The organism is Enterobacter sp. AG326, assembly GCF_004362415.1.
Classification (GTDB): domain Bacteria; phylum Pseudomonadota; class Gammaproteobacteria; order Enterobacterales; family Enterobacteriaceae; genus Enterobacter; species Enterobacter asburiae.
Genome location: NZ_SNXG01000012.1, coordinates 53923 through 73107 on the forward strand (window position 1 = coordinate 53923; position 19185 = coordinate 73107).

Below are 19185 nucleotides of genomic sequence, written 5' to 3' on the forward strand. Positions count from 1 at the left end.
GCACCTCAAATCAGACCGAATGACGCGCCAATACCGCTCATGGTATCGACCACACTCGTCATTGCTGTATTGGTCTGCAAACGTGCATGCAGCGCCAGTGCCGACAAAGACAACATGCGAATACCAGAGTTAACGCTTTCAATCATGGTGTGCTTACGTGCAGAGGTCAGGCGCTCATCAGAGACCGCGCCGCTCGCCAGTTCGCCGAGTTCCCGCATAGCACGCATGACGTAGGACTGTAATTTGTCTTTTGCCAGCTCGTTGACCGGCACACATGGCAGACAGTGAATCTGCGCCAGAAAACCATCAACTAAAGTTGAGTCTTCGGTCAGGTCTGTCAGCAGCCATAACTCAGGCGGCGTGAACTGGTGAGGCTGTTCCGGGTTGAGCTTGTTACGTAACGTTTGAACGTTCATACCCGCACGCTCGGCCAGCTTCGCCATGTTGTGACGTTGAGCGAAAGCACGACACGCATCGTCATAGTGGGGATGTTTGGAAATCTGAAAATCAAACATGGTTAAGTTCCTTCTAACTTGCATAATCAAATTCAGTTAAGAGCGGTGCGCTGGTCGATGTAGCGACAATCAATCGCTTGTTGAGTCAGTTTGTCGCGCCATGCTTTTACGTTTACGAGGGTGCGGCTTCGTTTACCGGCTTCCTCTTTGTTGGAAAAGTCTTTGGTCGGAGCTTTAAGAAGAATGCCCTCATCAAGCCATTGCCAGACCAGACGCTCGCTAACGCCGCGGGTGGCGGCAAAGTCTTTCACTGTCATGGTGTCTGACATAGCAGAGCGAATCATTGTCTGCAGGGCTGGCAGCATTGCTGTAACGATGGCGTCAAACTGAGTCGGGTCTAACAGCACAGTTTGATTTTGTGAGTTTTGCGAGTCGTGCGTCGAGATTGATTTTGCATCTGACATATCGCATTATCTCCTGTTGTTTGAAATGTAATGCAGTGGTGTGCATCTTGGTCGGTAAGCGCCACTATAGATCGTAAAAAGTTATCTGTAAACACCCATAAAATTATATGTAGGGGTTTTTATGAGTACTGAGCTTGATGTTCAGTGGCGTATTGGTGCAACTAACGGCGTGTTAGAGCGCTTGATGTCTGCCTATGGAGTCAAGATGCAAAAGGATTTGGCAGACCTGCTAGGCATCGCCAAACACAGCGTTAGTGGCTGGGTTCAACGCGATGCTATACCGGGAAACGTCATAGTTAGGTGTTGTCTTGACACGGGTGCCGATATCAATTGGTTAGTGAATGGTGAGCTTGCAAATTCAAATTACGAGCGAACCGTCTGCAGGTTAAAAGGCAAAGAGCTTTATGACGAGATAATGACGAATGGCGGGAAAACCGTTTTACGTAGGATTCTCGATGCCTATGGCTTTAGCATGCAAAAGGAGTTGGGTGATTTGCTCGGCATTTCCTCAGGCACAATTAGCACATGGGTAAGGCGCGATTTTTTCCCGGGTGATGTAGTCGTTACATGTGCTCTTGATACTGATGTGTCGCTTGAATGGTTAGCAACTGGCAAAGGGCAAATGCGCACTAACAAGGAAATAGCCCCTGCTGATTCTTCAATCGAAAAATTCCGCCTTGAATCTGGTGAGCTCAAGAAGGCTGGCGCATGGCATCCTGACCCCTCGATGATACCCAATGAATCAGGGGAATTGATTTATGTAGAAGGTGTTGGTGCCTCTTGGCTGGTCGAACGTTCTGCTTCGAATATAAGCAACGGGCGTTGGTTAATTGATATTGACGGCGCTCTTGATGTTTTTGATGTCATCCGTCTTCCTGGTGGGAAAGTCAGGTTGTCTAATAAGTCTGCGCAGTTCGAATGCAATATTCTAGACATCAAGCCTGCCGGGTCTGTAGTTCTTACATTGGAAAAACACGTTTAAGGGAATTTATGAAACGTAAACTTTTTTTAGCTTTATTTTTGACCATTTCTTTCGGGGCTTCATCCGCCGAAAAAACACAGGATTTAGACGGGGCTAAGTTTGGTGAAGATTGGCCGCTAACTTTTGAGAAAGCTTCGGTTTCTTGTGTTAACGGTCGATATGCCTTTGTGTACGACAAATCAACAGATGACCGCTACCCATTGAACGGCCTAGCGATAAGTGGCGTTAAGTCTGGAAAGCTTGAGGGGAGCGATATTGATGCTGTTTGGAAGGATAGCCCGTATTACAAGGGGGTGAAAATACCTTTGGATCCGGTAATGGATGCTGCAACAGCTCTTTGTGAATGATTAGAATTGCCTCGGTGAAATCATGACTGTAAGTAAGCAAAAAAATGGTAAATGGTTATGTGAACTCTACCCAAATGGTCGAGAAGGGCGGCGTATTCGTCGGCATTTCAATACAAAAGGTGAGGCCGAGGCATTCGAAACATTTACGAAGAATGAAAGTGAGGACAAGCCTTGGCTCGGCAAGAAAGAAGATCGCCGACGCTTAAGCGAGTTGATTCAACTCTGGCATAACCTGCACGGACAGGCTTTAGTCGCCAGTAAGTCGCGGTTAGCAAAGCTGCAAATTGTGTGTAAAGGATTGGGCGACCCAATTGCATCCCGCTTTACCGCTAAAGATTGGGCACATTACCGCGACCGTCGACTCCGTGGTGAAATAGACAACGGATATCATAAAGACCCGGCGAAATGGGTCGCCAAACCCATAACCGTGAATCGTGAACAGCAATATCTTATAGCTGTGTTTAATGAGCTGCGGCGGTTAGGAGAGTGGAGTTTACCCAACCCACTGGAAGGGGTACGCGTATTCAAAGAAGCCGAGAAAGAAATGTCCTGGCTAACTCTTTCTCAAATCCCTGAGCTGTTTCGAGCCTGCGAGCAATACGGCAAAGAGGATCTCACGATGATTGTCAAAGTCTGTCTTGCAACCGGCGCAAGATGGGGGGAGGCCGAGAGATTGACGCGGCCTCAACTCTCTCCCTGCAAACTGACTTTCACAAAAACCAAAGGTAAGAAAAATCGCACCGTTCCCATTCCTAAATGGTTGTATGACGAGCTAGCCGAACGTCAGGGCAGAATGTTCAAGCCCTGCTATCAGGAGTTTAAAAAGATGCTCAAACTCACGAATATCGAGCTAAGTGAAGGGCAAAAGACACATGTCCTGCGGCATACATTTGGTGCGCATTTTATGATGAACGGCGGAAACATACTGGTACTGCAGAAAATCCTCGGACATTCCAACATTCGCGAAACAATGAGATACGCGCACTTTGCCCCTGACCATTTAGAGCAAGCCGTCTCTCTCAATCCTCTTTCTCTCTATGTTGGCGACAATATGGCGGCAGAGGTTGCATAACACTACAATTCGCTGCATTAAAAATTAACTTAACTAGTTGTTTTATATGATAAGTGTTTGTTTTTGAAAGGGTGTTATTAGGAGCGTCTGAACTAAGATTCGCTTAAGCGACATCCTGTTAGAAAGGGCTGGCCGAAAGGCTGGCCCTTTTTTATCCCTGCGCATTTCTCACGTTAACCCTTTTGTCATAAATCATTTACAATGCTTGCCTCTTGAATGGAGGGGACGTGGATAACGTACTGCATCAGCCTAACCGGAAACGCGCAGCGGCCTTGACCGCGCTGTTTGCGATCCTGCTGATCGTGGTAGCGCCGCTTATCTCCGTCTCCTTGCAGAAAGATCCCATGAGCGCCATGCCGGGCATGCATCATGACATGAGCATGATGTCGATGGACGAGCATCACGGCGATATGCCGCATACGATGCCTGTCGATCATGCGGAAGCGTGCGGCTACTGCGTGCTGTTAGCGCATGTCCCGGGCGTGATGCTGGCGCTGATCGTCCTGCTCAGCGTGGTGCTGCAAAGGCTTCGCGTTAAGCCGCCGCGCCAGGCGGTCAGCCACTGGCACTTTTTTCCCTGGCTTTACCCTGATACCCGCGCGCCGCCGCGGCAGTCTGCTTTTTCCCTTTAAAAAAAATCGATAACTTACTGCCTTAAAAAGGAAAAGTATGACTACCTGCACTCCGCGCGCGGCATGGGGAAACCTGCTGCGTCGCCTCCATTTCTACGTCGGGCTTTTTGTTGGTCCGTTTATCTTCTTTGCCGCGCTGACCGGTACGCTGTATGTGGCGACTCCGCAGCTGGAGAATGCGTTCTACCGGCACGCGCTCCACACGGATTCCGTAGGCGAGTTGCAGCCGCTGGCGGAGCAAATCGCCTTGGCGGAAAAAACCGTTGGCTCAGATTTGCATTTGCACGCCGTGCGTCCGGGGCTGGCTGAAGGCGAAACTACCCGCGTGATGTTTGCTGACCCGACGCTTGGGCCATCGGAGAATCGGGCTATTTTTATTGATCCGGTAAGCCTGGCGGTGCTGGGAGATATGACGGTATACGGCACCAGCGGGATTTTACCGCTGCGTCAGACCATTGATTATCTGCATACCTCTCTGATGCTGGGCGACGTGGGGCGACTCTACAGCGAGCTTGCTGCCTCCTGGATGTGGGTTGCCGCGCTGGGCGGTGTTGGCCTGTGGTTTTATACTCGACCCAAACGGCGGATCAATAATCGCTTCCAGAATCGTCGTCGCCTGCATGTGACCCTTGGCTGGAGTCTGCTGGGCGGAATGCTGCTGTTCTCAGCAACCGGCCTGACCTGGTCCCAGTGGGCAGGTGGGAACGTCGATAAGCTGCGGGCAGAGATGAACTGGCTCACCCCGCAGGTGAACACGACGCTTTCCGGCCAACAGGAGATCGTGGATGAGCATGCCGAACACCGGGGCCATCACGGCGGAATGATGATGCCGGAAATGGCGATGGATCTGACGCATTTTGACGGAGTATTAAGCGCGGCCCGTAACGCAGGAATTGATGCCAACAGGCTGGAGATCCGCCCGGCACAAACGGCGGATAGCGCCTGGACCGTGACGGAAATCGATCGCAGCTGGCCGACCCAGGTCGATGCCGTTGCGGTTGATCCTTCGACGATGCAGGTCCTGGACAGAACCCGTTTCGAAGATTTCCCGCTGATGGCAAAACTGACCCGCTGGGGCGTGGATTTCCATATGGGGATCTTATTCGGGCTGGTGAATCAGCTGCTGCTGGTGGCGTTCGGTCTCGCCCTGTGCGTGCTCATCATCTGGGGTTACCGGATGTGGTGGATGCGTCGTCCGGCACAGTCGGCAGTGAGTCCGGTACAAACGCTTTGTCAAAGCTGGCTGGCGCTGTCAGGGTGGGGAAGAGGGGTTACGCTGATAATCAGCGTAATGCTGGGGCTGGCCTTGCCGGTCATGGGCGTGAGTCTGGCGCTGTTTGTTCTGGTGGACTGGCTGCGCTGGCGAGCGGCAACCAGGGTGACGCTCGCCGAAACATCCGCTAAATAACCCTATGGCGTGCTGATCACCACTGCAACGCGGCGGTTTTCAGCGCGCCCTTGCGGGGTACTGTTGCTCGCAACCGGGTATTTTTGACCTAACCCCCGCGTGGTGAGATTGCTGCGCGGGATATTTGCCCCCTTCGCCCAGGCATCGGCCACGGCATTGGCGCGTTTTAACGACAGCGCTTCGTTGTAGCTTTCTTCACCGTAATTATCCGTGTGACCGTCCATTCGCGCGTGGTTCAGGCCGGTTTCCGCCAGGCGGGAGGCCATGGACTGGATCTGCGTTTCACTTTCCGGACGCAGTCTGGCGTCATTTTTATCAAACAGGATGGTGTCCGACATGCCAAGTGACCAGTCACCGTTCAGTTCGTTAAAACCGTAAGACTTCATCGCCGAAATTTGCTCAGGAGTAAATTTACCTTCCGGAGGCGACTGGCAGCCTGCCAGAACCAGTGAGGCCAGAACTATCGGCGCGAAGTAACGTTTTAACATAGTGTATCCCTTCTAACTTGTTGTTTTCGTACGCTGGTTTTTCACCTGGTACATGTTGCGGTCAGCCCTCTCCAGTAATGCCTCCACGGAAGCATTTTCCCACGCCAGAGCAAAGCCAATGCTGAGTGACATCGATGCTTTTTGTCCGTTATGAAGATCAAACGGACGGATAAACTGCTGCGATAGCGCAGCACAAATATGTTGAACCTCAAGTTCAGAGTGCACGCCGTACAGCACCATGGCAAATTCGTCCCCGCCAAGGCGGTATGCCTGGTGACGTTTGTCGCCAAACTCCATCATCCTGCTGGCGACTTCAATCAGCACGCAGTCTCCTGCCGCATGTCCCCAGGTGTCGTTAATAAACTTAAAATTATCACCGTCGAGGAAGAGCAGGGCCGAGTTCGTTTTGGCAGAAGGGTCGTTCATTAAGGCCGCAATGCTGTTACGAAACGCCGCGCGGTTGGCAAGACCGGTGAGCGGGTCGTGCATGGCGGTACGCAGCAGCTGGGCGTTTTTCGCCTGTAGCTTGAGTTGCCACTCCTCCATCTCATCCAGAAGGCTGTTAAAGTCCTCACCAAACTGGTGAAACTCTTCGATACGGCCGTCTTTCACCCGGCGGGAGAAGTTACGGTTAGTACGAACGTCATGCACCACGTCGGTGATGTTTTGCAGGGCCGTGACCATCCCGTGATGCAAAGACTGGGTAATAGTGAGTGCGACGACGGTTGCAAAGAGAATACAGCCGGTCAGAACGGCAAACGACATCCAGATGAAATGGCCGATCAGGCTGTCACGCGCGGTAAGGCGAATTTCGCCAATCGTTGCGCCGTTATGCATGATGGGCTGCGCAACCGGTACGGGGAAAAGCCAGCGGCTGACCAGTGCGCCCAGCGTATCGTTGTTGTCCTCCGGGTTCCAGGACCAGTAGGCAAACCGCTTTTTATGCGCGTTAATAACCTCGGCCACGGCAAACTGGCCCTGTTTGCCCAGGGCGGCCAGCGTTTCGTTGGCCGCCAGCGAGTCGTTGAACACCAGCGACGCTTCCAGGCTGTGGCTCATTGTTGCGCCGGTTAATTCGAGATTCTTTTGCGCGTATTGTTTTAACGTCACGACGGAAGCAAAACAGAGCAGCAGCCATATTAACGTCATCGTGATGATGACGCTTATCATGCTGTTTCGCCTCAACGTTCTTTTAAACGTCGGACGTGGCGTTGAAGTGAAATCTTTATCCATGCTGCTTATTCCGTGCAAGCATTAATACATCCGGATTGACTCTTACGCCACTGCGCGTCAATGCATCCAGGTTGACGGCGAATCGTACCTGGCCGCGATCGATTATCAGGCAAAAGGCACTGCCAATTACACATTCCGGATTTTGCTCTGAGATTAATAGCAACGCTCTGCCCTGATATTGACTTATTAATTCAAGTTGTTTTGCCGGTGATTCAGACCCGAAATAGATCGCATCGCACGTCGCGGCCAGGGCTTCCCGATCGTTACGTACAATAACGGGAGTATAAGGTAACTCGCTATGCCCCTCATCGCCGCTTAGGGCGTGCGTATAGTGAGAAGTGGCGTAGACGCAGAGTTTAGGCTGCCCGGAAAGTGACGGCCATCGCGTATAGCTCACAATGCCTGAGACAATCGAGCGTACCGATTTATCCGTTTCCGTAAGTGTGCCTGCCGCCGCAGGGCCCACTATAAGGAACAGCGTTAGCACCAGAGTGAGTCGGAAAAAAGAGATCAAGAATAAATTTCTCACCAGAATCCGCCACATCGCTCTGGAAATAGATGTCCTTAAGAGTTGCGGGCAGAATACCATTGTTTATCAGGGCCGTCATTATGTCAGAAATAGCATGAGGCCGACCTAAGCTAAATCCTACTGTTGTTTATTTTCCGGTGGATGAAATTAGATTAATTCAGTCTGCTGGAGCGCATACTTTCATCCATCCCTTGCTGCCATGACGCACGCAGTTTTGCCGCGTTTTCGGCTGTATCGCAACTGGCAGGGAAAGATTTGCCGGCTAATCCCCAGGCGTGAATAAACCCTTCTTCGCAGACTTTCTTCTGACCGTCAGCATAGCCGCGAAGATATTCGCTACGATCAACGTGTGTGTCGTTAAAACTATCGGCCAGGGCCTGGTTATCTTTAACCGGCAGGCCATTCATGGCGTCTTCTTTACCTGCATCAAACCAGGATGGGCTGGTCCAGTCGGGCTGGAAGGTGTAAGGATTGATCTGACAGCCCGTTAAAAACAGCGACAACAGCGCGAGAGCAATTGGACGCATAGCCATTCTCCTTTTTTCTTCAGCATAGCCTGGCTAAAGAAAACCTGTCTGTAATTTAAAGTTTACGTTTTTATCGGCTGATTTTTGCAATAAATTGGCGCATGTAAAGTAATGTGTACGTATTTTGGATTGAAATGTTTACTTTTTATGGTATCGTGGTTTCACCTCATTGAGGAAAACAACTATCGCAAACGAGCTTTACAGGATCGCCATCATGCAAAAAGACGCGCTGAACAACGTACATATCACTGACGAACAGGTGTTAATCACTCCGGATCAACTGAAAGCGGAATTTCCGCTGAGCGTCGCGCAGGAGGCTCAGATCGAGCACTCTCGCCAGACCATTTCTGACATTATCGCCGGCCGCGATCCGCGCCTGCTGGTGGTATGCGGTCCTTGCTCCATTCACGATCCTGAAACCGCCATTGAATATGCTCGTCGATTTAAAGCGTTAGCGGAGGAGGTCAGCGATAGCCTCTATCTGGTGATGCGCGTCTATTTTGAGAAGCCACGTACGACCGTCGGCTGGAAAGGGTTGATTAACGATCCGCACATGGATGGCTCGTTTGATGTGGAAGCAGGCCTGAAGATTGCGCGTCGGCTGCTGGTGGAGCTGGTCAGCATGGGGCTGCCGCTGGCAACCGAAGCGCTGGACCCGAACAGCCCTCAGTACCTGGGCGATCTGTTCAGCTGGTCGGCTATTGGTGCGCGTACCACGGAATCGCAAACCCACCGCGAGATGGCGTCGGGCCTGTCGATGCCTGTTGGCTTTAAAAACGGTACCGATGGCAGCCTGGCGACGGCGATCAACGCCATGCGCGCTGCCGCCATGCCGCACCGTTTCGTCGGTATCAACCAGGCGGGCCAGGTATGCCTCCTGCAAACGCAGGGCAACCCGGACGGCCATGTGATCCTGCGCGGCGGGAAAGCACCTAACTACAGCCCGGCGGACGTGGCGCAGTGTGAAAAAGAGATGGAGCAGGCGGGACTGCGCCCGGCACTGATGGTAGATTGCAGTCATGGTAATTCAAATAAAGATTACCGTCGCCAGCCTGCGGTTGCTGAATCCGTGATCGCACAGATCAAAGATGGCAACCGTTCGATTATTGGTCTGATGATTGAGAGCAACATTCATGAAGGCAATCAGTCATCGGAACAACCGCGTAGCGCAATGAAGCACGGCGTCTCCGTGACGGATGCCTGCATCAGCTGGGAAACCACCGATGCGCTGCTGCGTGAGATCCACAAAGATTTGAACGGCCAGCTGGCGACGCGTCTGGCTTAAGAGGTTAGTTATGGTTGCTGAATTGACCGCATTGCGCGATCAAATTGATGAAGTGGATAAGGCGCTACTGGATCTGCTGGCGCGCCGCATGGCGCTGGTTGCCGAAGTAGGTGAGGTGAAAAGCAAATACGGCCTGCCGATTTACGTCCCGGAGCGCGAAGCCTCAATGCTGGCCTCTCGTCGCAAAGAGGCCCAGGCGCTGGGCGTTTCGCCGGATTTAATTGAAGATGTTCTGCGTCGCGTGATGCGGGAATCCTATTCCAGCGAAAACGACAAGGGCTTTAAAACCCTCTGCCCGTCCCTGCGGCCGGTAGTGATTGTCGGCGGTGCAGGACAGATGGGGCGTCTGTTTGAAAAAATGCTGACGCTTTCTGGCTATCAGGTGCGCATTCTCGAAAAAGAGGACTGGGCGCATGCTCCGGAACTCATGAAAGATGCCGGGATGGTTATCGTCAGCGTGCCGATCCACGTGACGGAGCAGATCATCGGAAAGCTGCCTCCTTTACCGAAAGATTGCATCCTGGTGGATCTGGCCTCCGTCAAAAATGGTCCGCTGCAGGCGATGCTGGCTGCGCATACGGGCCCGGTGCTGGGTCTGCACCCGATGTTTGGCCCGGACAGCGGCAGCCTGGCTAAGCAGGTGGTGGTTTACTGCGACGGCCGCCAGCCGGAAGCCTATCAGTGGTTCCTGGAACAGATTCAGGTATGGGGCGCGCGGCTGCACCGCATCAGCGCGGTCGAGCACGATCAGAATATGGCGTTCATTCAGGCGCTGCGCCACTTTGCGACGTTTGCCTACGGTCTGCACCTGGCAGAAGAGAACGTGCAGCTTGAACAGCTGCTGGCGCTCTCTTCGCCTATCTATCGTCTGGAGCTGGCGATGGTCGGGCGCCTGTTTGCTCAGGATCCGCAGCTTTACGCGGACATTATTATGTCCTCCGAGAACAACCTGGCGCTCATCAAGCGCTACTATCAGCGCTTTGGCGAGGCCATTACGCTACTGGAGCACGGAGACAAGCAGGCGTTTATCGACAGCTTCCGCAAGGTCGAGCACTGGTTTGGCGATTACGCTCAGCGTTTCCAGAGTGAGAGCCGGACGCTGTTGCGCCAGGCAAATGACAGTCGCCAGTAATGCGATGATGTATATACTGAAAGCCAGCAATGCTGGCTTTTTTTTATTTTGGGGAACTGTCATGGCCGAACCGCAGCTGCTGTTGAATTACACCGGGCATCTGCCTGAATGCCCGACGTGGAGCGCAGAAGAGCACGCGCTCTACTGGGCCGATATTCTGGAAGGGGAGATTCACCGCTATCATCTGCCGACGGCAGAACATACCGTGCTCTCATTCCATGAGGAGGTGGGCTGCTTCGCGCTGCGCGAGCGCGGCGGGTTTATCGTCGCCATGCGTAATGGTATCTGGCTTGCCGATAAGCATGGCCTCCTGCAGCGCAAGGTGTGCGATAACCCCTCTAACCCGCAGCTCGCACGCTTTAACGACGGCGGCACCGATTCTCTTGGGCGATTCTACGCGGGCACGTTTTGGGGGCCGGGAGATTACAACGGTGCCCTGCTGATGCGCATCGATAACGACCTGACGCCGAAAGTGATCCAGTGCGATATTCACGGCCACAACGGCTTAGCGTTTAGCCCGGATAATCAATGGATGTTTACTTCAGATACGCCAAACGGCGTTATTTATCGAACGCCGCTTGATGAGAAGGGCGAACCCGGCAGGCGTGAGGTGTTTCGTCAGTTTAAAGAGGGCGAAGGGATACCGGACGGCGCTGCCATGGATGTGGAAGGCTGCTACTGGAGCGCGCTGTTTGATGGCTGGCGTATTGCACGTTTTTCTCCGCAAGGGGAGCAGCTGGAAGAATACCGCATGCCGGTGCGTTGTCCGACGATGGTCTGCTTTGGCGGCGATGACATGAAAACACTGTTTATTACCACCACTCGGGAAAATATGGATGCGGACGAGGTGGCGAAGTATCCGCTCTCCGGAGCCATCTTCACCCTGCCGGTTGACGTGGCAGGGATGAGGAAAAGCCGGTTTATCGAACGTTAAGCCGGGTCAACCGGGACCACGTTCTCGCTCGGATAGCAGCCCAGCACCTTCATGGAGCGCGTGATCTCGCCCAGTTCGCGCAGGGCTTTCTGCATGGAAGCAGATTCCAGGTTGGCCTGGATATCAAGATAAAACATCTCTTCCCACGGGTTACCATGGATCGGACGTGATTCCAGTTTGGTCATGATCAGGTTGTGGTTACGCAGCACCAGCAGGGCTTCAACCAGCGCACCGGCCTGTTGGCCGGTCGCCATCAGCAGCGTCGTTTTGGCCGGCACCTGGTCAGACACATTGATTGCCTTGCGTGCCAGCACCACGAAACGGGTGATATTTTGCGTCTGGTTCGCCAGGTTGCGTTCCAGCACCTGTAAACCATACAGCGCCCCGCCTGCTTCGCTGCCGAGCGCGGCGACGGTTGGGGAGTTAGCCTGCGCCACTTTTTCCATCGCCGCCGAGGTGCTTTCGGTGTACTCAATTTTCCAGTTCGGATAGCGGTTCAGGAACTGGCTGCACTGCTGGAACGGCTGTGGATGACTGTAAACCGTTTCGATCTTTCTCAGGTCGGTTGAGCCAGAGACCAGCACGCAGTGATCGATAGGGATCGTCAGCTCACCTACCAGAGACAGGCTGGTGTGCTGCAGCAAATCGTAAACGTCGTTGATGGCGCCGGAGCTGGTGTTTTCAATAGGCACCACGGCGTAATCCGCCTGGCCGGTCTCAACCTGATTAAATATGTCGGCAAACTTCGCACAGCCGCTCTCGATAAACTCTTCGAAATGGCGTGCGGCATACTGACGCGCGGCCAGGTGCGAATAAGAGCCCTTCGGCCCGAGGAAGGCGATACGCGCAGAGTGCGGATTGGTTTTATTCAGATGCTGCTGGAGCAGCGCTTGCTGGGTGAGAACGGAGTCTTCGATGATGAGCTGGAACAACCGGGTTATGTAGTGGGCATCGAGGTGATGTGCTTTGCCGAGCTGAATGAGACGTTCCAGCAGATCTCGCTCGCGGTCGATATCACGGACCGGACGATGGGAGTCCAGCTTGGCTTTGCCCACTTCGACGGCGAGCGCGCGGCGTTCGGCCAGCAGCGCCAGTAATTTCTCGTCCAGCGCGCTGATTTTTACGCGCAGATCCAGTAACGGGTTTTCCGGTGTCATAGTGTTGCCTGTCTCATTTTATCGTTATCAATAAAAAAGGCCTCCCGCTGTGGGAGGCCTTGTTGTTCGTCTTCGCATTCTTTATCACGCAACGAAACGCCTCCCAGTCAGGGGAAGGTAAAAAAGAATGCGAAGAAGAACGGCGTAAGTTTCATAAAGTCATCCTGTGATTGATACCGTTAAAGTACCCGTACTGTTTTCACCCTGTCAATAAAAAACAAAAAACGCGCCCGAAGGCGCGTTGGCGGTACACTCAATTTAAAGGATTACTCTTCTTCAACTTCTTCCGCGAAGCTGGCGTCTTTCACCGATGTTGCGGCGCGACGGGCTTCACCTTTGTGTTGCACTTTATTGAGCTGCCGTTCCAGCTTGTTGATCAAATCGTTAATTGCGGTGTACATATCCTCGTGTTTTGCGCTGGCGACCAGATGGCCGTTTGGAGTATTGATAGTTGCGTCAGCGATGAAACCCTGCGGCTCCTTGGACAGGATGATATGTGGATTAATCAAATGAGTTTGCCATTTATCCAGTTTGGCGAGACGGTCTGCGACGTGCTGGCGGATTGCCGGAGTAATTTCCATTTGTTTACTGGTAATGTTCATTGTCATAAATTTTACCTCTTGTCTTTCCGTCTTGGTGATTCCAGCATACCCGACCTAATGTCAAAATGTGTGATTTAGATCACGTTATTTTGTCGGTTTTTGTCAGGGAATCTTTTTTGTGAGGCAGGGCAGGAAGAGGTGAGATTTACCTTGTCGAAGGCAAAAATTGGGGCCATAGTTGACTGGATGTGTTGAGGCTAACGCGCTTCAGCGACGCTCTAAAATGAATAAAAAAACGGCAGCCTTCGGGCTGCCGTTTTGCATTGGGGCAAAATCAGGTTCAGGTGTTGCTGCTGTTCGCGGCGATGATTTTCGCCACTTTTTCAGCCTGAGCGGTCATCTGCATCTGACGGTAAGCGTTTTCCATCAGCTTCAGGCCGTCGCGCGTTGCCTGAGTATCCGGATAATCACGCAGCATACCTTCTACGCGGTTAACCACGGCAACCCATGCGCCACGACGGGTATAGTATTCCGCTACGGAGTATTCATATTTCGCCAGACGATCTTTCAGGAACACCAGACGTTTGGTGGCGTCGGTCACGTACTGACTGTTCGGATAGCCGCGCACCAGCTTGGAGAAGTCATTAAAGGCATCACGCGCATGCTGCGGGTCACGGTCGGAACGATCCACGCCGAAGAAGCCCTGCAGCGCACTGTCGTCCAGCGCCATGTTGGTGAGGCCGCGCATGTACATCACGTAGTCGATGTTAGGATGAGTCGGGTTCAGACGCATGAAACGATCGATAGTTGCCTGAGCCAGCGGCAGGTCGGCATTTTTATAGTATGCGTAGATGAGATCTAACTGTACCTGCTGCGAATATGGACCAAATGGATAGCGATTATCCAACGCTTCCAGTTGCGTTATCGCCTGTTTCCAGTTACCGTCCTGCAACTTTTGTTGTGCAGTCGCATAGATTTCATTCGGCGGATTGTCAGGGACCTGTTCATTTGAACCGGAGCAGCCCACCAAAGCCAGGCTCAACGTGGCCGCTGCCACCAGATATTTCATGCGCGTCATGACGTTTTGACTTTCCTCAAATGTTTGTCCGGGAGAAACTCTGTTCCTGCTCCCGATTAAGACCAGCTACAATAGCACACTATATTAAACGGCAAAGCCGTAAAACCCAACGTTAAACGAAGAAGCAGTTTATGGCACAACGAGTAGAACTCACCGCAACAGTCTCCGAAAATCAGCTCGGTCAACGCTTAGATCAGGCTTTGGCCGAATTGTTCCCTGATTATTCGCGTTCACGCATAAAAGAATGGATCCTTGACCAGCGCGTGCTGGTAAACGGCAAGATCTGGGACAAACCAAAAGAGAAAGTGTTAGGTGGGGAAGCTGTCGCCATCAATGCTGAAATCGAAGAGGAAATCCGCTTCGAGCCGCAGGATATCCCACTGGACATCGTCTATGAAGATGATGACATTCTGGTGATCAACAAGCCGCGCGACCTGGTTGTTCATCCGGGCGCGGGGAACCCTGATGGTACGGTACTTAACGCACTTCTCCATTATTATCCGCCGATCGCGGATGTCCCGCGCGCGGGCATCGTGCACCGTCTGGATAAAGACACCACTGGTTTGATGGTGGTGGCGAAGACCGTTCCTGCTCAGACCCGTCTGGTGGAGTCGCTGCAGCTGCGCGAAATCACCCGCGAGTATGAAGCGGTAGCCATTGGGCATATGACCTCTGGCGGAACGGTGGAAGAGCCAATCAGTCGTCACCCAACCAAACGTACCCATATGTCGGTGCATCCGATGGGTAAACCGGCTGTGACGCACTATCGCATTATGGAGCACTTCCGTATTCATACGCGCCTGCGTCTGCGTCTGGAAACCGGACGTACTCACCAGATCCGCGTGCACATGGCCCACATTACCCATCCGCTGGTAGGGGATCAGGTATACGGTGGCCGCCCGCGTCCACCTAAAGGCGCATCGGATGAGTTCATCAGCGTATTGCGTAAATTCGATCGTCAGGCGCTGCACGCGACCATGCTGCGTCTTTACCACCCTATCACCGGTATTCAGATGGAGTGGCATGCGCCTATCCCGCAGGATATGGTGGATCTTATCGACGCCATGCGTGCTGATTTCGAAGAACATAAGGATCAAGTGGACTGGTTATGACCAAACTGATTGTCCCGGAGTGGCCATTGCCTGCTGGCGTGGCCGCCTGTAGTTCAACCCGTATTGGCGGTGTTAGCCAGGGCGCGTGGGAGTCTTTGAACCTCGGTGCGCACTGTGGCGACAACCTGGAACACGTTGAAGAGAACCGCAGACGTTTGTTTGCTGCGGGTAACTTGCCGTCAAAACCGGTCTGGCTGGAACAGGTTCACGGTAACGCGGTACTGAAGTTGACGGGGGAACCCTATGCTTCTAAACGCGCTGATGCCTCTTACAGTAATACTCCGGGAACCGTTTGTGCCGTGATGACCGCTGATTGTCTGCCAGTTCTGTTCTGTAACCGTGCAGGTACCGAGGTAGCAGCAGCACACGCGGGCTGGCGTGGTCTGTGTGAAGGCGTGCTCGAAGAAACAGTCGCCTGCTTTAACGATGAGCCTGCCAATATTATGGCCTGGCTTGGCCCGGCCATTGGTCCTCGCGCTTTTGAAGTGGGGCCAGAGGTTCGTGAAGCCTTTAGGGAAAAAGATCCGCAAGCGGTGGAAGCCTTTCTGCCTTCGGGGGATAAATATCTGGCCGATATTTACCAGCTCGCCCGCCAGCGTCTGAACAACGTCGGCGTGACGCAGATCTTCGGCGGCGATCGCTGCACATTCACCGAAAAGGGTGATTTTTTCTCCTATCGTCGCGACAAGACCACGGGACGTATGGCAAGTTTCATTTGGCTGATATAACCTAAAGAATCAAGACGATCCGGTACGTGCCGTTTTCTTTTCACATAATTCAGGTCATTAACCTTGAATAATTGAGGGATGACCTCATTTAATCTCCAGTAGCAAATTTGACCTGTTATGGGAGGAGTTATGCGTCTGGATCGTCTTACTAATAAATTCCAGCTTGCTCTCGCCGATGCCCAGTCCCTCGCACTGGGGCACGACAACCAATTTATCGAACCTCTTCATTTAATGAGCGCCTTGCTGAATCAGGAAGGGGGATCGGTACGTCCTTTATTAACGTCCGCTGGCATTAATGCTGGCCAGTTACGCACCGCTATCGATCAGGCGCTGAGCCGTCTGCCGCAGGTAGAAGGTACCGGCGGCGACGTTCAGCCGTCGCAGGATCTGGTACGCGTGCTGAACCTTTGCGACAAGCTGGCGCAAAAACGTGGGGACAACTTTATTTCGTCAGAGCTGTTTGTTCTGGCGGCGCTTGAATCACGCGGCACCTTGACCGACCTGCTGAAATCTGCCGGCGCGACCACCGCCAATGTGACTCAGGCGATTGAGAAAATGCGCGGAGGTGAAAGCGTGAACGATCAGGGAGCCGAAGACCAACGTCAGGCTTTGAAGAAATTTACGGTCGATCTGACCGAGCGTGCTGAGCAGGGCAAACTTGACCCGGTTATCGGCCGTGATGAAGAAATCCGCCGTACGATTCAGGTACTGCAACGTCGTACCAAGAACAACCCGGTGCTGATTGGTGAACCTGGTGTCGGTAAAACCGCCATTGTTGAAGGGCTGGCGCAGCGTATCGTCAACGGTGAAGTGCCGGAAGGCCTGAAAGGCCGCCGCGTACTGGCACTGGATATGGGCGCGCTGGTGGCCGGTGCGAAATACCGCGGCGAGTTCGAAGAGCGTCTGAAAGGCGTGCTTAACGACCTGGCGAAACAGGAAGGGAACGTTATCCTGTTTATCGACGAACTGCACACGATGGTCGGTGCGGGTAAAGCGGACGGCGCGATGGATGCCGGGAACATGCTGAAACCTGCGCTGGCGCGTGGTGAACTTCACTGCGTCGGTGCCACCACGCTTGACGAGTATCGTCAGTACATTGAGAAAGATGCTGCGCTGGAACGTCGTTTCCAGAAAGTGTTTGTTGCTGAGCCAAGCGTTGAAGATACCATCGCGATCCTGCGTGGTTTGAAAGAGCGCTATGAACTGCACCACCATGTGCAGATCACTGACCCGGCTATCGTTGCGGCCGCGACGCTTTCTCATCGTTATATCGCCGATCGCCAGCTGCCGGATAAAGCAATCGACCTGATTGATGAAGCGGCTTCGAGCATTCGTATGCAGATTGACTCGAAACCGGAAGAGCTGGACAGGCTCGACCGACGCATCATTCAGCTCAAGCTGGAACAGCAGGCGCTGAAGAAAGAGTCTGATGAAGCCAGTAAGAAACGCCTGGATATGCTCAATGAAGAACTGGACGATAAAGAGCGCCAGTACTCTGAGCTGGAAGAAGAGTGGAAAGCCGAGAAAGCGTCCCTTTCCGGCACTCAGACCATTAAAGCTGAACTCGAACAGGCAAAAATTGCCATTGAGCAGGCGCGTCGCGTCGGCGATCTGGCGCGGATGTCTGAACTGCAGTACGGCAAAATTCCTGAGCTGGAAAAACAGCTTGAGATAGCGACGCAGTCAGAAGGGAAAACGATGCGTCTGTTACGTAATAAGGTGACGGATGCGGAAATCGCGGAAGTGCTTGCTCGCTGGACCGGTATTCCGGTGGCGCGCATGCTGGAAGGCGAGCGTGAAAAACTGCTGCGCATGGAGCAAGATCTCCATAATCGGGTGATTGGCCAGAACGAAGCGGTTGAAGCGGTATCGAACGCTATTCGTCGTAGCCGTGCAGGGCTGTCCGATCCAAACCGTCCGATTGGTTCGTTCCTGTTCCTGGGGCCGACAGGGGTCGGTAAAACCGAGCTGTGTAAAGCGCTGGCTAACTTTATGTTCGACAGCGACGATGCGATGGTACGTATCGACATGTCCGAGTTTATGGAAAAACACTCCGTCTCACGTCTGGTCGGCGCGCCTCCGGGATACGTAGGTTATGAAGAAGGGGGGTACCTGACGGAAGCGGTTCGCCGTCGCCCTTATTCCGTCATCTTGCTGGATGAGGTGGAAAAAGCGCACCCTGATGTGTTCAACATCCTGCTTCAGGTGCTGGATGATGGCCGTCTGACCGACGGGCAGGGGAGAACGGTCGACTTCCGTAATACGGTTGTCATCATGACCTCGAACCTGGGTTCCGATTTGATTCAGGAACGTTTCGGCGAACTGGATTACGGTCATATGAAGGATCTGGTACTCGGTGTGGTCAGCCATAACTTCCGTCCTGAGTTCATCAACCGTATTGATGAAGTGGTGGTATTCCATCCTCTGGGTGAGAAACACATTGCGTCGATTGCGCAGATCCAGCTGCAGCGTCTGTACAAACGTCTGGAAGAGCGTGGGTATGAAATTCACATTTCCGACGAGGCGCTGAAGCTGCTGAGCGAGAATGGTTACGATCCGGTGTACGGTGCGCGTCCATTAAAACGTGCTATCCAGCAGCAGATCGAAAACCCGCTGGCGCAGCAGATCCTCTCCGGAGAGTTGATTCCGGGCAAAGTTATCCGTCTGGAAGTCAACGACGATCGCATTGTGGCAGTGCAGTAAGTCACAAAACGCAAAAACGAGCCGCTTGCGGCTCGTTTTTGTTTAAATACCAGGCGAAAATTGAGGTCTGGAGTTGGTTTTGCCTGGAAAGTGAGCAATCAGTAAATAAATTTCACTTTATCCTTGCAGGTTCGGAATTACTCCCTATAATGCGCCTCCACTGACACGGAACAACGGCACACACGCCGCCGGGTCAGCAGAGAATAGCGAAAATAAACGCTTGACTCTGAAGCGGGAAAGCGTAATATGCACACCCCGCGCCGCAGCGAAAAGCGAAGCGGCACTGCTCTTTAACAATTTATCAGACAATCTGTGTGGGCACTCAAAGTGACATGGATTCTTAATGTCTTCGGACAATAAATGAATACCAAGTCTCT

General features: G+C 52.9%; 22 protein-coding genes and 1 other annotated feature. Of the genes, 11 read left to right on the forward strand and 11 right to left on the reverse strand.

Translation table 11 applies throughout. From position 1 onward, the window contains the following. Nucleotides 1–5 precede the first annotated feature (5 nt). Complete coding sequence (locus tag DFO52_RS21930) at nucleotides 6–515, reverse strand: phage regulatory CII family protein (RefSeq protein WP_133551179.1); 510 nt, start codon at nucleotides 513–515, stop codon at nucleotides 6–8. 32 nt (nucleotides 516–547) lie between these two features. Next, nucleotides 548–919: a hypothetical protein gene (locus DFO52_RS21935; protein WP_023333086.1), complete on the reverse strand. Its 372-nt coding sequence runs from the start codon at nucleotides 917–919 to the stop codon at nucleotides 548–550. A 121-nt stretch (nucleotides 920–1040) separates the two neighbouring features. On the opposite strand from DFO52_RS21935, the gene DFO52_RS21940 reads away from it, so the two are divergent. The 5 genes from DFO52_RS21940 (at nucleotide 1041) to DFO52_RS21960 (ending at nucleotide 5360) form a co-directional block, all read left to right on the forward strand. After that, nucleotides 1041–1901 carry a phage repressor protein CI gene (locus DFO52_RS21940; RefSeq protein ID WP_133551180.1) on the forward strand — a complete coding sequence of 287 codons (861 nt, stop codon included), beginning with the start codon at nucleotides 1041–1043 and terminating at the stop codon, nucleotides 1899–1901. A gap of 8 nt (nucleotides 1902–1909) precedes the next feature. Further along, a complete protein-coding gene (locus DFO52_RS21945) occupies nucleotides 1910–2248 on the forward strand; it encodes a DUF2511 domain-containing protein (RefSeq protein WP_133551181.1) in 339 nt (112 codons plus the stop codon). Between the two features lie 22 nt (nucleotides 2249–2270). Continuing rightward, a complete protein-coding gene (locus DFO52_RS21950; RefSeq protein WP_133551182.1) occupies nucleotides 2271–3320 on the forward strand; it encodes a site-specific integrase in 1050 nt (349 codons plus the stop codon). A 227-nt stretch (nucleotides 3321–3547) separates the two neighbouring features. Beyond that, entirely contained in the window at nucleotides 3548–3952 is a 405-nt protein-coding gene (locus DFO52_RS21955; protein WP_047646190.1) for a DUF2946 domain-containing protein, read from the forward strand. A 37-nt stretch (nucleotides 3953–3989) separates the two neighbouring features. Next, entirely contained in the window at nucleotides 3990–5360 is a 1371-nt protein-coding gene (locus DFO52_RS21960) for a PepSY-associated TM helix domain-containing protein (RefSeq protein ID WP_133551183.1), read from the forward strand. Nucleotides 5361–5362: 2 nt separating this feature from the next. Here the strand turns inward: DFO52_RS21960 and DFO52_RS21965 are convergent, their stop codons facing one another. From DFO52_RS21965 to DFO52_RS21980, 4 genes are all read right to left on the reverse strand, one after another. Next, complete coding sequence (locus DFO52_RS21965) at nucleotides 5363–5848, reverse strand: OmpA family protein (RefSeq protein ID WP_029741023.1); 486 nt, start codon at nucleotides 5846–5848, stop codon at nucleotides 5363–5365. A gap of 12 nt (nucleotides 5849–5860) precedes the next feature. After that, nucleotides 5861–7081, reverse strand: a complete 1221-nt coding sequence (gene dgcN, locus DFO52_RS21970; RefSeq protein WP_029741024.1) for a diguanylate cyclase DgcN — start codon at nucleotides 7079–7081, stop codon at nucleotides 5861–5863. Further along, on the reverse strand, nucleotides 7074–7610 hold the full coding sequence (locus DFO52_RS21975) for a YfiR family protein (protein ID WP_032665127.1): 537 nt from the start codon (nucleotides 7608–7610) through the stop codon (nucleotides 7074–7076). The genes dgcN and DFO52_RS21975 overlap by 8 nt, the downstream gene beginning before the upstream one ends. 152 nt (nucleotides 7611–7762) lie before the next feature. Beyond that, on the reverse strand, nucleotides 7763–8137 hold the full coding sequence (locus tag DFO52_RS21980; RefSeq protein ID WP_047646188.1) for a DUF2799 domain-containing protein: 375 nt from the start codon (nucleotides 8135–8137) through the stop codon (nucleotides 7763–7765). Between the two features lie 214 nt (nucleotides 8138–8351). Here DFO52_RS21980 and aroF point away from each other — a divergent pair, with 214 nt between their 5' ends. The 3 genes from aroF (at nucleotide 8352) to DFO52_RS21995 (ending at nucleotide 11488) form a co-directional block, all read left to right on the forward strand. Beyond that, on the forward strand, nucleotides 8352–9422 hold the full coding sequence (gene aroF, locus DFO52_RS21985) for a 3-deoxy-7-phosphoheptulonate synthase AroF (RefSeq protein WP_023308871.1): 1071 nt from the start codon (nucleotides 8352–8354) through the stop codon (nucleotides 9420–9422). Between the two features lie 10 nt (nucleotides 9423–9432). Continuing rightward, complete coding sequence (tyrA, locus tag DFO52_RS21990; RefSeq protein WP_047646187.1) at nucleotides 9433–10554, forward strand: bifunctional chorismate mutase/prephenate dehydrogenase; 1122 nt, start codon at nucleotides 9433–9435, stop codon at nucleotides 10552–10554. Between the two features lie 61 nt (nucleotides 10555–10615). After that, the gene (locus DFO52_RS21995; protein WP_133551184.1) at nucleotides 10616–11488 is read left to right on the forward strand and encodes an SMP-30/gluconolactonase/LRE family protein; all 873 of its coding nucleotides are present in this window, start codon (nucleotides 10616–10618) and stop codon (nucleotides 11486–11488) included. Here DFO52_RS21995 and pheA read toward each other — a convergent pair. The 4 genes from pheA to bamD form a co-directional block, all read right to left on the reverse strand. Continuing rightward, nucleotides 11485–12645 carry a bifunctional chorismate mutase/prephenate dehydratase gene (gene pheA / locus DFO52_RS22000; RefSeq protein ID WP_133551185.1) on the reverse strand — a complete coding sequence of 387 codons (1161 nt, stop codon included), beginning with the start codon at nucleotides 12643–12645 and terminating at the stop codon, nucleotides 11485–11487. The two genes, DFO52_RS21995 and pheA, sit on opposite strands and share 4 nt — an antisense overlap. A 30-nt stretch (nucleotides 12646–12675) precedes the next feature. Beyond that, nucleotides 12676–12801: a sequence feature (Phe leader region), on the reverse strand. Next, a complete protein-coding gene (gene pheL / locus DFO52_RS22005) occupies nucleotides 12753–12800 on the reverse strand; it encodes a pheA operon leader peptide PheL (protein ID WP_100249759.1) in 48 nt (15 codons plus the stop codon). Its footprint overlaps the feature before it by 48 nt. A gap of 110 nt (nucleotides 12802–12911) precedes the next feature. Next, a complete protein-coding gene (gene raiA / locus DFO52_RS22010) occupies nucleotides 12912–13253 on the reverse strand; it encodes a ribosome-associated translation inhibitor RaiA (protein WP_003863162.1) in 342 nt (113 codons plus the stop codon). A 274-nt stretch (nucleotides 13254–13527) separates the two neighbouring features. Next, nucleotides 13528–14265 carry an outer membrane protein assembly factor BamD gene (gene bamD / locus DFO52_RS22015; RefSeq protein ID WP_023308867.1) on the reverse strand — a complete coding sequence of 246 codons (738 nt, stop codon included), beginning with the start codon at nucleotides 14263–14265 and terminating at the stop codon, nucleotides 13528–13530. Between the two features lie 131 nt (nucleotides 14266–14396). On the opposite strand from bamD, the gene rluD reads away from it, so the two are divergent. From rluD to clpB, 3 genes are all read left to right on the forward strand, one after another. Further along, on the forward strand, nucleotides 14397–15377 hold the full coding sequence (gene rluD, locus DFO52_RS22020) for a 23S rRNA pseudouridine(1911/1915/1917) synthase RluD (RefSeq protein WP_023308866.1): 981 nt from the start codon (nucleotides 14397–14399) through the stop codon (nucleotides 15375–15377). After that, the gene (gene yfiH / locus DFO52_RS22025) at nucleotides 15374–16105 is read left to right on the forward strand and encodes a purine nucleoside phosphorylase YfiH (protein ID WP_133551186.1); all 732 of its coding nucleotides are present in this window, start codon (nucleotides 15374–15376) and stop codon (nucleotides 16103–16105) included. The genes rluD and yfiH overlap by 4 nt, the downstream gene beginning before the upstream one ends. A 129-nt stretch (nucleotides 16106–16234) precedes the next feature. Next, nucleotides 16235–18808 carry an ATP-dependent chaperone ClpB gene (gene clpB, locus DFO52_RS22030; protein ID WP_133551187.1) on the forward strand — a complete coding sequence of 858 codons (2574 nt, stop codon included), beginning with the start codon at nucleotides 16235–16237 and terminating at the stop codon, nucleotides 18806–18808. Between the two features lie 144 nt (nucleotides 18809–18952). Here the strand turns inward: clpB and DFO52_RS23190 are convergent. Next, nucleotides 18953–19185: hypothetical protein (locus DFO52_RS23190; protein WP_133551188.1), on the reverse strand; the 233-nt coding region annotated here is incomplete at its 5' end.

What these genes read in the sequence shown, in the direction of transcription:
- DFO52_RS21930 (WP_133551179.1), bottom strand. Translation starts at nt 515, where the DNA reads ATGTTTGATTTTCAGATTTCCAAACATCCCCACTATGACGATGCGTGT.
- DFO52_RS21935 (WP_023333086.1), bottom strand. Translation starts at nt 919, where the DNA reads ATGTCAGATGCAAAATCAATCTCGACGCACGACTCGCAAAACTCACAA.
- DFO52_RS21940 (WP_133551180.1), top strand. Translation starts at nt 1,041, where the DNA reads ATGAGTACTGAGCTTGATGTTCAGTGGCGTATTGGTGCAACTAACGGC.
- DFO52_RS21945 (WP_133551181.1), top strand. Translation starts at nt 1,910, where the DNA reads ATGAAACGTAAACTTTTTTTAGCTTTATTTTTGACCATTTCTTTCGGG.
- DFO52_RS21950 (WP_133551182.1), top strand. Translation starts at nt 2,271, where the DNA reads ATGACTGTAAGTAAGCAAAAAAATGGTAAATGGTTATGTGAACTCTAC.
- DFO52_RS21960 (WP_133551183.1), top strand. Translation starts at nt 3,990, where the DNA reads ATGACTACCTGCACTCCGCGCGCGGCATGGGGAAACCTGCTGCGTCGC.
- DFO52_RS21965 (WP_029741023.1), bottom strand. Translation starts at nt 5,848, where the DNA reads ATGTTAAAACGTTACTTCGCGCCGATAGTTCTGGCCTCACTGGTTCTG.
- dgcN (WP_029741024.1), bottom strand. Translation starts at nt 7,081, where the DNA reads ATGGATAAAGATTTCACTTCAACGCCACGTCCGACGTTTAAAAGAACG.
- DFO52_RS21980 (WP_047646188.1), bottom strand. Translation starts at nt 8,137, where the DNA reads ATGCGTCCAATTGCTCTCGCGCTGTTGTCGCTGTTTTTAACGGGCTGT.
- aroF (WP_023308871.1), top strand. Translation starts at nt 8,352, where the DNA reads ATGCAAAAAGACGCGCTGAACAACGTACATATCACTGACGAACAGGTG.
- tyrA (WP_047646187.1), top strand. Translation starts at nt 9,433, where the DNA reads ATGGTTGCTGAATTGACCGCATTGCGCGATCAAATTGATGAAGTGGAT.
- DFO52_RS21995 (WP_133551184.1), top strand. Translation starts at nt 10,616, where the DNA reads ATGGCCGAACCGCAGCTGCTGTTGAATTACACCGGGCATCTGCCTGAA.
- pheA (WP_133551185.1), bottom strand. Translation starts at nt 12,645, where the DNA reads ATGACACCGGAAAACCCGTTACTGGATCTGCGCGTAAAAATCAGCGCG.
- raiA (WP_003863162.1), bottom strand. Translation starts at nt 13,253, where the DNA reads ATGACAATGAACATTACCAGTAAACAAATGGAAATTACTCCGGCAATC.
- bamD (WP_023308867.1), bottom strand. Translation starts at nt 14,265, where the DNA reads ATGACGCGCATGAAATATCTGGTGGCAGCGGCCACGTTGAGCCTGGCT.
- rluD (WP_023308866.1), top strand. Translation starts at nt 14,397, where the DNA reads ATGGCACAACGAGTAGAACTCACCGCAACAGTCTCCGAAAATCAGCTC.
- yfiH (WP_133551186.1), top strand. Translation starts at nt 15,374, where the DNA reads ATGACCAAACTGATTGTCCCGGAGTGGCCATTGCCTGCTGGCGTGGCC.
- clpB (WP_133551187.1), top strand. Translation starts at nt 16,235, where the DNA reads ATGCGTCTGGATCGTCTTACTAATAAATTCCAGCTTGCTCTCGCCGAT.